This window comes from Polynucleobacter hirudinilacicola, assembly GCF_002192535.1.
Lineage (GTDB): Bacteria > Pseudomonadota > Gammaproteobacteria > Burkholderiales > Burkholderiaceae > Polynucleobacter > Polynucleobacter hirudinilacicola.
This window is the reverse complement of sequence record NZ_NAIA01000002.1, coordinates 103995-116348: the sequence shown is the minus strand read 5'-3', so window position 1 is coordinate 116348 and position 12354 is coordinate 103995. Positions and strand designations below refer to the sequence as shown.

At 41.6% G+C, this 12354-nt stretch carries 11 protein-coding genes; all 11 read right to left on the bottom strand.

Annotated elements, in window-relative coordinates; genetic code table 11:
• Positions 1-82 precede the first annotated feature (82 nt).
• The 11 genes from B6A14_RS03255 to B6A14_RS03205 all read right to left on the bottom strand — a co-directional run bounded on the left by B6A14_RS03255 (position 83) and on the right by B6A14_RS03205 (position 12334).
• Positions 83-643, bottom strand: coding sequence for a sugar transferase (locus B6A14_RS03255; protein ID WP_087909028.1), 561 nt, complete (start codon positions 641-643; stop codon positions 83-85).
• Between the two features lie 285 nt (positions 644-928).
• Positions 929-2164 (bottom strand): glycosyltransferase family 4 protein, encoded by a 1236-nt coding sequence (locus B6A14_RS03250; protein ID WP_087909199.1) that lies wholly within the window; start codon positions 2162-2164, stop codon positions 929-931.
• A gap of 1 nt (position 2165) precedes the next feature.
• A complete protein-coding gene (gene wecB, locus B6A14_RS03245; protein WP_087909027.1) occupies positions 2166-3302 on the bottom strand; it encodes a non-hydrolyzing UDP-N-acetylglucosamine 2-epimerase in 1137 nt (378 codons plus the stop codon).
• Positions 3303-3314: 12 nt separating this feature from the next.
• Entirely contained in the window at positions 3315-4421 is a 1107-nt protein-coding gene (wbjC, locus tag B6A14_RS03240; protein ID WP_087909026.1) for a UDP-2-acetamido-2,6-beta-L-arabino-hexul-4-ose reductase, read from the bottom strand.
• Between the two features lie 2 nt (positions 4422-4423).
• The gene (locus B6A14_RS03235) at positions 4424-5446 is read right to left on the bottom strand and encodes a polysaccharide biosynthesis protein (protein WP_087909025.1); all 1023 of its coding nucleotides are present in this window, start codon (positions 5444-5446) and stop codon (positions 4424-4426) included.
• A 365-nt stretch (positions 5447-5811) separates the two neighbouring features.
• A complete protein-coding gene (locus tag B6A14_RS03230) occupies positions 5812-7131 on the bottom strand; it encodes a hypothetical protein (protein ID WP_087909024.1) in 1320 nt (439 codons plus the stop codon).
• Between the two features lie 317 nt (positions 7132-7448).
• The gene (locus tag B6A14_RS03225) at positions 7449-8720 is read right to left on the bottom strand and encodes a lipopolysaccharide biosynthesis protein (protein WP_087909023.1); all 1272 of its coding nucleotides are present in this window, start codon (positions 8718-8720) and stop codon (positions 7449-7451) included.
• A 186-nt stretch (positions 8721-8906) separates the two neighbouring features.
• Entirely contained in the window at positions 8907-9929 is a 1023-nt protein-coding gene (locus B6A14_RS03220) for a glycosyltransferase family A protein (protein WP_087909022.1), read from the bottom strand.
• A complete protein-coding gene (locus tag B6A14_RS03215; protein WP_087909021.1) occupies positions 9916-10764 on the bottom strand; it encodes a hypothetical protein in 849 nt (282 codons plus the stop codon). Before B6A14_RS03215 ends, B6A14_RS03220 begins: the two co-directional genes overlap by 14 nt.
• Before the next feature lie 21 nt (positions 10765-10785).
• Positions 10786-11904 (bottom strand): DegT/DnrJ/EryC1/StrS family aminotransferase, encoded by a 1119-nt coding sequence (locus B6A14_RS03210; protein ID WP_087909020.1) that lies wholly within the window; start codon positions 11902-11904, stop codon positions 10786-10788.
• 1 nt (position 11905) lies between these two features.
• Positions 11906-12334: a sugar 3,4-ketoisomerase gene (locus B6A14_RS03205; RefSeq protein WP_087909019.1), complete on the bottom strand. Its 429-nt coding sequence runs from the start codon at positions 12332-12334 to the stop codon at positions 11906-11908.
• Positions 12335-12354: the final 20 nt, after the last annotated feature.

The following is a 12354-nucleotide window of genomic DNA, read 5'->3' as shown; positions in this document are numbered from 1 at the left end:
GCATAATTAATGTTAAGTTGATAGCTATCCCTTTTAGCAGAAATGGGTCAGCAAAAATAGAAAGCGCATTTAAAAAACTAAATTAATGGGAAACTCCAGCTCTTCGGGCCACCTTTAAAAAGGTTAAGCCCAAAATCTTCATATCAAACCAAAATGACTTTTTCTGAAGATACTCCACCTCATATTGCACCTTATCCGGTATGGATAATTCATCACGACCATTTATTTGCGCCCAGCCAGTTAATCCTGGCACTAACTCGTCCACGCCACATTGGGTTCGCAAGGTAATTAAATCATCCTGATTGAACAGTGCTGGACGGGGCCCTACAAAACTCATATCGCCAACCAAAATGCTCCATAGTTGTGGCAATTCATCCAAACTGGACTTACGTAAAAAGGATCCAACAGGGGTTAAGTATTGACCTGAGTCTGAAAGGAGGTGAGTAGCTACTGCGGGAGTGCCAACTTGCATCGTGCGAAATTTTGGCATCTTAAAGATAACATTACCCACCCCCACTCGGTCAGACCAATAGAGGGCTGGACCTTTAGAAGTTAACTTAACAAGAAGTGTAACCATGATAATAAGTGGGAAAAATATTGTCATCGCTAAAAAACTCATTACAAGGTCAAAAGATCGTTTCATCGAATTTTTAGCAAACCGTAAGATTCTATTTAATAAAAGATTTATCACTAACTGAATTCAACTACCATCAATTTAGTAATAGTAAGGCATTGCAGGAAAATGAGTTTCTTTTAGATTATTTAGGGTATTTGAAATTTTGTTGCATACAGCTTGCAATCAAATTGAAGTCTGCGGGCTTTTGCTTTACAGTATTTGAAACTACCCCAAAAAAATCTAATATTTTGCAGGTCTAGAGAATGTTATTGAGAAATTCATCATCACCATGAATGACAAAAAATGTCAAATTCATACCGAATAATTTCTTAATGTACACAAACTTTGCAACTGCTTTTCGACTTGATCAATGATAGATTTCCGGTCAAACATCCTACGACTAAACGCCAATCCACTCTGACCCATATTGCGTAGAGCATCTGAAGATAATGAAGACATCTCCACCACAATCCGAGCTAACTCAACTGCATTTCCTGATTCACAAGTGAGTCCCGCATTGGCCTGTATTATGATCTCCCTCCCTTCGCCATTAAGCGCCGCAATTACAGGCAAGCCCGCAGCCAAATATGATTGCAGTTTACCTGGAATGGTCATAGAAAAAATTTCCTGATCCGCCAAGGTAACGAGCATAGCATTTGCGTGAGCAAAAAACTCTGGCATTCTCTCAACTGGATATCGCCCTAGAGTTATGACACTCTTACTCAAACCTCGTATTTGAATTTCTGAAGCTAACCAACCGGACAGTCGGCCATCCCCAACAATCAACCAGCGTATATCTGACCGATGCTTCAGATTTTCTGCTGCATCCAAAATGCAAGCAAAATCTTGCGCCTCACCCAAATTTCCAGCGAACATCACATTAAATAAATCCAAACGCAAGGGCACTTCTGGCGCAGGCGATACTCCGGCAGGCGTAAAAACTTCTTCAGCCCAACTTGGAATATACAACACTGACTTTGAGCCACCAGCTAACTCCAGGATTTTTGGAATAAAACTGCGAGACTGAGACAGCACCAAATCGCACCTTCCATAAATAAAGGTGACCAACTTGCCCACTAAATTAAGTATCTTGGGTGACTTAATAACCCCAACAGCCTCCAACGTATCAGGCCACAAATCCAGCACCCACATCGCCATCGGAGCCTTTTTGATCCACGCCAAAAAGGCTCCAGGCAGACCGACAGTCACGGGTGAAAGCTGATAGGTAAATACCAAATCAAAGTATTGCCCCCGCAACTTCCACGGCCCTAGAATGCATGCTGTCAATGCAAACGACATATAGTTCAGAAGTAGACTTATCGAATTGCTGCCACGTGGGAAAAGCGGAACTCGGATGACTTTCACTCGTCCATACAGATCAAACTGATATGGCGCTTTTATAAATTCCTTAAATATTTGACCCTGAGGGTAATTTGGGTATCCAGTCAGGACAGTCAACTCATGGCCTCGATTACTCAACTCCCGAACTAGGTCATTGATTCTAAAGTTCTCTGGCCAAAAATATTGAGAAACAATTAACAAACGCACTTTAGTACTTCTTCCACACCACCCGATTAACATAATCGGTATAACTATGAATAATTCGCAAAACCTTGTCTGAGACATTGGGCATGCTATAGTCGGCAACCAACCGCATACTTCTCTTTGCTCCTCGTAATTGAGCGCTCAAAATATGTAGACCTTGGCGCACTCGATCTATTTCCAACCCCACCATCATTACTGATGCCTCCTCCATACCTTCAGGGCGTTCATGTACTTCCCGCAAATTAAGGGCAGGGAAGTTTAATATAGAAGATTCCTCGTTGATAGTTCCACTATCCGATAAAACAGCTCTTGCAGACATCTGCAACTTCACATAGTCAAAAAATCCCAGCGGCTTGAGCAGGTGAACACGGGGGTGAAATTCAATGCCAGAGGCATCTATTCGCCTCTGAGTACGCGGGTGTGTTGAAACAATGACTGGCAAATTATTATCTTCGGCCAAAGCATTGAGTACATTCACCAGCTTTGCAAAGGTTTGTTCGGACTCAATATTCTCTTCTCTATGAGCGCTCACCACATAATAGCTTTGCTCCTCAAGCCCAAGCCTTACCAAAATACTTGATGCATGAATTTGTGGCAAATAATGATGCAACACTTCATACATTGGGCTGCCAGTCTTAATGACTTGGTCTGGAGGTAAGCCCTCTCGTAATAAATAATCTCGTGCGATGGTGCTATAAGTAAGATTAATGTCTGCGGTATGGTCGACTATGCGGCGATTTATTTCTTCTGGCACCCGCATATCAAAACATCTATTCCCAGCCTCCATGTGGAAGATGGGAATCTTGCGCCGTTTTGCGGGAATTACAGATAAGCAACTATTGGTATCCCCAAGAACTAACATCGCATGAGGCTGCACATCCCCCAATACACGATCCACCGCAATGATTAGGTTTCCTATTGTCTGCGCAGCACCAGAACTTTCAGTAGCGCTATTAAGAAAATAGTCAGGCTTACGAACCCCGAGATCATCAAAGAAAATTTGATTTAACTCATAATCATAATTTTGACCCGTGTGAACTAGTGTGTGCTCACAATGCTCGTCTAAGACCGCCAATACGCGGGATAAACGAATAATTTCGGGTCGTGTACCGACTACCGACACAACTTTTAACTTTTTCATAAACTCACTCTTTTACACTGGACATGCATAAGTATCGGGATTAGCTCTGTCAAATATTTCATTCGCCCACAACATGACAATCATTTCGTCATCACCAACATTAGTTATATCGTGGGTCCAGCCAGGAACTGTTTCAACTATCTGTGGTTTTTCGCCCGAAGTAAAAATTTCGCAGCGCTCGTTAGTAATAGTATGTCGAAAACTGAAACAAGCTGCCCCCTTAATCACCAAGAATTTCTCGGTTTTAGTATGGTGGTAATGTCCTCCCCGCGTAACCCCAGGATAAGCAGTGAAAAAGGAGAATTGCCCCGAATCTTTTGTTTTTAGCATTTCAACGAAAACACCCCTTTCATCGCCATGCTTAGGGAGTGGATAAGTAAACTTCGATGGCGGAAGATAGCTGACATAAGTGGCATACAGCGCACGAACCAAGCCTGTACCAACCCGCTCAGAAAAGAGTGATTCACGGCACATCTTGAAGGCCTCAATCTGTGCCGCCAATTCCCCCAAGGTAATCTCGTGAACAGGACATACCTCTCCACGACTTAAGCCAATTGGCATACCCCCAAGCGCACGAATTAACTCACTAACTACATCATCTACATAAACGAGGTCGAGAACAACGGCGGGATCATTAATTTGAATAGGAAGATCATTAGCAATGTTATGGCAAAAGGTAGCGACAACGGAATTGTAATTAGGGCGGCACCATTTACCAAACACACCAGGCAAACGATAAATAGCCACTGGATTTTCAGTATTTTCAGCCAATGCAATACCAGCAGATTCTGCCATGAGCTTGCTTTGGCCATATGGATTAGTAAAGCCAGCCTGTATTGAGGATGAAATCAGTAATGGAATCTTTCGACCTGTTGCCTCAATTAGATCGCACAATTGCTGCGTAAGATCGGCATTACCTTCTAGGAATTCCGCAACATGCTCAGGTCGATTTACGCCCGCCAGATGAATGACCGCATCCACAAGATTGATATGTGTCGCCAAATCTTCAAGAGAATCTCCGCGGTCAAAGCAGATAACATCGTAGCCATTAAGCTCCCTCAAGCGGACAACTAAGTTCTTTCCGATAAATCCATTAGAACCAGTAACTAAAACTTTCATGATCACTCCTCAGGGGCCGCATTATCGCCGCGTACAATTGCCCGCATAAAATGTAAACGCAACAGAAGTAGCTTCATGCCTTCTACATCAAGGCGCTCAGTGTTATGAGAGTTATAGTCCTCTGAAATCGATATCTTCAGCTCTCCGTCCTCGACAAATTTACCGTAATTTAAATCACGCAAATCAGGCGGAATACGATAGTACCCACTCATATCCTCAGCAGCCACTCGCTCTTCCCTGCTAAGCAAAGCCTCATAGAGCTTCTCGCCATGACGGGTACCAATGATATGAATTGGGTGATCAGGCACGCCGAGCATAGAAGTCAAGGCTTGAGCTAAAGTTTGGACCGTAGACGCTGGCGCTTTTTGCACAAAAATATCGCCTGAATTACCATGCTCAAAAGCATAAAGTACCAAATCTACGGCATCATCCAATGTCATCATAAAACGCGTCATATTCGGATCGGTGATGGTGATAGGTTTACCAGCTCGAATCTGCTCTATAAACAGCGGAATAACTGATCCACGGGAAGCCATTACATTGCCATAGCGAGTGCCACAAATCACGGTCTGAGAACTACCGCGAGACTTTGCAACCATCACTTTTTCCATCATTGCCTTGGATATTCCCATCGCATTAATTGGGTAGACCGCCTTATCAGTACTTAAGCATACAACGCGCTTTACCCCGCAATTTATAGCCGCCTCAAGGACATTCTCTGTGCCCAAGACATTAGTTTTTACTGCCTCAAGGGGATGGAACTCGCATGATGGAACTTGCTTAAGCGCCGCAGCATGATAGATATAATCAACCCCACGAACCGCATTCAGAACTGAGGTGTAGTCACGCACATCGCCAATATAAAACTTTAATCTTGGATCAGCATATTTCTTGCGCATATCATCTTGTTTTTTTTCATCCCGACTGAAAATGCGAATTTCAGAAAAACCTTCATTCAGAAATCTTCTGAGCACAGCATTACCAAAAGATCCTGTGCCACCAGTTATTAACAAAATACCGTTCAAAAATCCTCCAAATAAATAAAATATTATCGAGCAAAACCAAGGCAACAAACTCCATCTACTTCAGAAGCAATAGAACGCACAGAGTTAGGAAACAGTGAGCATCGCCCAATAATTCCCGGACTATTCATGCTATGCAAGAATGGAATAAAATAATTATCCTTTATATCTTGGCTACTCCCCTTCTCGGAAATATAAACCAAATGCAATGTCATACAGGATGAACTCATCGACTGCGGCAATTATGTCGAAATACCCCATTCCAAGGAATGTAATTCGATTGAAGTATGGCGACACGCTTCAAAACAGGAGTCCTAAATAACCTTCAAATTTACACAACCAAATACGAATTATTAATCTATCCATTATCATTTCGAATGACGTGTGAAGGACCGGGGCAGCTTAGCCAACCAACATATATAAACGATCCAGAATGCCGAGAAGGTTTCTAAAAACCCAAAAACTTGATTGTTTGCAGGCATGAAGACAAACATTAAGCCAAACAAGGGTAATAGCAGTTTGGCATAAAAACTATCGAGACATATAAAACTAAGCCAAACACGTGCAAAATTGTAAAAAATAATAAACATTACGATGCCAACGCCAAAAAAAGAAAAATCATTTGCAAGGTGACTGTACATAGAGTGCCATTGCGCATTTTCGTCCCAGAACGAATTCACCTTATGCTGATATGTTGAATTTAAAACATCAATGCCAAAGAGCCACTGCACCTGTCTAGCAACAAACTGCGAACTACCGAAACCAAATGTAGATGTAAAGTCCACTTCCATCGCCCTAGATAGTCCGTAATAACCTTGAACCAAATAGTTTGAAAGCCATACGTAAAGGTATGAGGCGAAACTATCTTCGTCTGAATATATGTAACTTGGATCTATCTTAATATGCCCAAGTGGTGAAGTTTTTTCCAGGTAAGACGGGTCACCACCCCGCCCAAGCATCGCATTGCCAAAAAAAAATAAAGCAAATACAAAAAGACTAGAAACTGTGAAGAGAAAAAATGAGCGGGATTTAAAATCGCATCTTCCGGTCAGAATTTTGTTCCTCGCAAAAAAAAGAAAAAGCGATACACCATAAAAAATTACGAATTGAAATATAGGGTTATTAGTCCCAACAGATATTCCCGAAAGAACCGGCAAAATACTTAAACCCACCCCAACTATTCGCGCTAAGATCGTCAACTTATCCCAATAAAAAACAACAATCGGTATTATGATTATTTTGGAGAACGCAATTAAAAAATATAGTGCATTTAACCCCTTATCTCCGCCATATAAAGCCTGACTTTCATTCCTTATTACATACTGCTCCGAACTACTTCGAAGGCCACCTTGTATTCCATCAAGCAAATCATATGGGATTATTGATTCAACGCCTATAAAGTTCTTATGACCTATCAAAAATGCAAATAGCCCAACCACTAATAATGCATAGTAAGGCTTATAAAAGAATCTTGCGCCACTTTGCATCACCCTGCATTGAGTTCGCGCCACGCCCATAACGTATCCAAATAATGAACACGCATGATAAAAGAAAATAAAACAAAAAAATTCGAACGGACTTTCTAGATAATATTTTATCGGCCCAAACAGAAAAACAATTATCGTGCCTATCAAATAGGTTTCGACTAATAGTAGCGGAAGGTATATTGCTAATTTTTTCACTGCCAAAGCACGATTCCCCAGTAATTTTTATAGAAAAATAGATTGCTATAGACAACAAGGTAACTCTTTATAAATACTAAGCCAACATAATAATAAAAATGAGCAATACTCCCGTGACAAAAAAGCCGATAGCTATATTATTCAGCGAATGGACTTGACCTCCAAGCTCCTCCTCCCAATATATAAAACTTTAATTTGGATCGCCATAATTCTTGCGAGTGCCATGCCACCTCTAATTACGACGCAAAATACTAACTGCTCGCAGATCAGACTTAATGAAACGAGGCTTTTTCAAAATTTGATCTATGGCTTTCATTGTATATCTATTGAAGAATGCATAATTTTCGGTCGAGAGCAAACCAACAAATTAGTAAAGGAACTACCCCGGCAAGCACTAGACCAGCAACAGCCCCTTTGAACCCCAACGCAATAATCAAGCCCGAAATAACAACAACACTCAGAACCACAGAGAAAGTCATTAATTTTCCAGAAATTTTCGTTTCATATATACCAAATACGGCTACCTGTAATATTCCCGAAGCAGCAGCAAGAAGGCCGGCAAAAACAAAAATTGGAAGATAGGTGGAGAACATCTGATATTGCGGCCCAACAAGCGCTTTAAAGATCAATTGTGCCAAACCCAATGCTGCACCAATAGCAATAGAGCCGCCAAGAAACATCGCAAAAAGAAGCTTCAACATAAATTTTCTAAGATCGCCAAGACCATTATTACCATGGCCTGTGCACATTTTATAAATTGTCGCCCCAAAATATGTCTGCGCTACCCCTACAATTAATATTACCGGTAAATAGCCAATTTGCAGCAGTACGGTATACGCAGCAAGATCTTCTACTCCAATATAAGCTGCGAGCAACCAACGGTCTCCGACACTCTTAAATGCCCCAATAAATATTGGAAAATATAGTGGCATGCTCATTAAGAAGTAGCGCTTGAATGAACCTTTTATTTCGCCAATTGGTAATTTATCCGAACAAAATCTATTAACAACAAAATATCTTAAAATCAAAAAAACAGTAAATCCCCCAATTGCAATTCCTTTCAAGGCATTATTAAGATTATTTCCAAGTATTAGTAAAAATAAAAAAGGTAGGGCTATTTTAAATAGGGAGTCGACAATTGAAAATATGGCAGCAGGTTTTCTTTCTGCTATTGAATTTAATACATTAAAATAAATTCCTTGCGCTCCATTTGCAATTAAGTAAATCAAAGAATAAAACAACGCGGTACTAAAATTATATTTTTTATTCAATAAATATTCGAAAAATAAATACATCAATCCCAGCAGAAAAATCGACACTCCTATCAGATCACTTGCATGCTGCACAACCCGCAATCCATTAGATATTTTTTGTGGATTTGGAGAGGTTGTAGCACACTCTTTTGCAACAACCATTGAAAACGGATCATAAATAATTTGTCGCATAAATAATATGATCGACATGCATAATGAGTAGTAGCCAAAATCCTCCATACTTATTTTGCTTGTCAACAATTTCAATAACAAAAAATTGCTTATCAGTAAAGCAAGTTGACTTAATGCGATCCAAATCACACCAAATTTTTTTTTATCCATTAAAAATATCTGTTCAAAGAGGGCAAATCAATGCGCACCAACATTAGCAACTTAGAACTATAAATCTTTTTCGGTACTAACGGATCGTATAGACTTATTGTTTTATTGAATGCGCTTGGATTATTAGCTTGATACCTGTAGATGCGGCTACGATTGATGATTACATTCGTGATTTGATGATAAAGACTAATCATCTACTGATAAGTAGCCCATATACGCCCGAATCGCCACAGTAGAGGATCTAATGCGTTCGTAATGCTGCCGATGTTTTTCCAAGTGCATATTCAGCGCTTTGCTCTGACTAATGATGCAAAATGCTCGAGGAGCGCAAGACAAGATAAAGAAATACAAATCCAAATTCATTAGTCTATTGACCAAACTATTTTTCGATTTGAAGCAGAACTTGCGGCTAGCCAGTCTAATCCTCTCGATCCATCTGCTCTCATATTTAATCAGGTCGTCATACATCTGGATCTTGTCTTTGATAAATCTCTTGTTAGCCACTATGTACGTTGACCCTACAGTCCTGCGGTAATACACTAGCACCTCATCAATCAACTCAAACCGACGCTCGGGGAATTGGCGTGCAATCGCCACCTGCAAAGGCCAGTCCTCCATCACATCGAAGGCCTGCAAGTAGGCACGCACGTTGGCCTGCAAAATACATTCGTTAGCGTACAGAATGTTTGGCGCATTATTGATAGAAAAATGTTTGAAACGGTGCAACAAATTGTCGTGTTGGTAGATTAGTTGTGTGGCTGTAGCCAGAATATTCGATGTGTGGTCGATCTTCAATTCAAGCCCTAACAAATGCAGTGCTCGTCCTGACAGAATTGCTACATCCGATTTGTGCTGCGTCAACTCAAATATATTTTCAAATGAGTACACATCATCACCACCACTGAGCTTACAGCGATCGGCCACCAAGTGCATCAGTATGTTATTTACACTGGCGCATGTCCCTAAATTTTTGGGGTTGTAGATGGTCTTAACATTCCTGAATAGGTCCATGTTAATCTCCAGCCATCCGTCAATTAAGATGCGAGTCTGATCCACAGAGCAGTCATCATTGATGATTAAATCAACATCGATATCGGCACCATATGCGAGCACTAAATATTTAATACTTTCTAAGTGCTCTAGAATATAGTCCTGGTGATTAAAGGCTGCAACACCAAATGCAAAAGCCAGGCGACTATTTTGCCGCATGTAATTTGCTCCGGATATAAAGAAAAATAAAATACGTGAATTTATATCCAACCATGTTGTAACCCTTTAGCATGAAGCGAACCTTCCACATGACCGATCGCTTTTCAAAGTCAGTATCTGATGAAAAACCCCTTTGACTCCAGTCAATTTCCAAAGGATATTTATGGGCCACTTGATCCACTACCTCCCGGACCCATTTACCACGGTAAATGGCGCCACCTTTTGAGTGGTTATAGGAGTAGATATTTGATTTCAAAGGGTTCAGTGCATAGAAAACATACCCATCACCCCAAGTTCTGTAGGTACCGAACACCTCCCAGGCCCATGGCGTGTCACCTGCTACCGTATAGCCCATCAACGCCTGTTTGCGCCAAATAGCCGGCGCGGAGTTCAGACGGTAGTCAATCTTATCTCTTAATGGAATGAAGAGTGATTCCGCATTATTTGAAACTAGTGGCAACGATGTATCCGTCAGATATGTCACCACAGCCTTTGGTTGTGACTTAAGTAAGCATAGGGCGGCTTGCACGCTTTGACTGTCTACCGGCCCATCGAGGATAAAATCATCGTAGACCATCAACACAAACTCAGTGTCAATGCTCTCAAGGGTAAATCGCAGGCGATCACCCCAGTCATCAACCCCCGTGCCGCTGCGATAGGTGTGTACTCGGGCTGGGTATGTGTGGGTATTTGACTCGGTGTTAATCACTACCGGATAGGAACAATCAGACCAATAGTCGCGTAGCGCATGAAAAAAAATCTTCAATACATCGTGATAAGCATCACAGGTGTTGACTACAATAGTGAGGTCGTGATGCTGAGTCTTTTGATTCATATTGTCTGGTTATGCATGAGTTTATACCGCAAACGCGTTTACAGATTCGATCACATTTGACACATCGCGCATACTCATGGTCGGCCCAATTGGCAGACTTACCACCTCCTGATGTATGCACTCCGCCAAGGGCAAATTTAGGTCACTATAAGATGAATAAGCATACTGTTTGTGTGGCGGAATGGGGTAATGAATTAAAGTCTCAATACCCGCTGCCTTGAGAAAAGATTGAAATGCCGAGCGATGCTTCACCCGCAGTACAAACAGGTGAAACACATGGTTATGCAAGCTGCTTACCGTTGCGTCACTAGCAATGGGTTTGATCACGAGCGGATTATTGATTCCCTTAGCATAAGCCACTGCTATCTGTTTGCGTAACATAGTGTCAGCATCCAAGTATTGCAGTTTAACGCGCAGCATAGCAGCCTGCATTTCATCCAAACGGCTATTCAAGCCCTGGTACAGATTCTCGTATTTATTGAGGCTGCCATAGTTACCGAGCGCACGTACAGTTTGAGCTAGCTCAAAGTCATTGGTGGTTATGGCACCAGCATCGCCCAGTGCGCCCAAGTTCTTTCCCGGGTAAAAGCTAAAACCAGAGGCATGACCCCAGCTGCCCGCATTTCGACCATCAATGCTGGCACCGTGCGCCTGAGCAGAATCTTCCAGAACTAATAACTGGTGTTCGTCAGCAATTTCCATGATGGCTCCCATAGGAGCTAATTGTCCATAGAGATGCACCGCCATAATAGCTTTAGTCTTTTGGGTGATGGCATCGCGCACCTTCTGTGGGCATAGATTATAAGTGCTCTTATCGGGCTCCACCAACACCGGCTTTAGTCGGTTCTCAGTGATAGCTAACACACTGGCGATGTAAGTATTAGCGGGTACGATGACCTCATCACCCTCCTTGAGCTTGCCTAGCTCTTTCCAAGCACGCAAAGTAAGCACCAACGCATCTAGGCCGTTCGCCGTGCCCACGCAGTGCAAGGTGCCACAATAGGCTGCAAACTCTTGCTCAAAAGCCTTAACCTCCTGGCCAAGTACATACCACCCAGAATCAATGACCCGCGTCGCAGCTTGGATCAGGGCTTGACGATATTGTTGATTAATAGCTTTCAAATCAAGAAATGGGATCATGTTATTGCTGTAAAGAGTTATTTTTTACATTTACAAATTTTTTGAATTCATCATAGTCATGGAAATAATCCAATGGATCATATTCAGTAGAGGCCAGCACCAAACAGACCCCACCTGATGAAAAATTTTCAACCTCTCTCCACATTCCCTTGGGAATATATAAACCAAAATAAGATCTATTGAGCTGAAATTTTTTTCTTCCATTTCCATCATCTACAATCACGTCAAAACTACCCGACATGGCCACTATTAATTGCTGTAGTTCTTTATGCCCATGACCTGCGCGCGCAGAACCTCCCGGAACATCATATAAGTAATAGACTCTTTTAATATCGAATGGAATTTGATTTCCGCCCTCTATTACAGACAAATTACCTCGTTGGTCTGCAATTTTTGGTAAATCAATGATTCGACAGTTATCTATTGACATATTTTTTTCATTAGGAATTT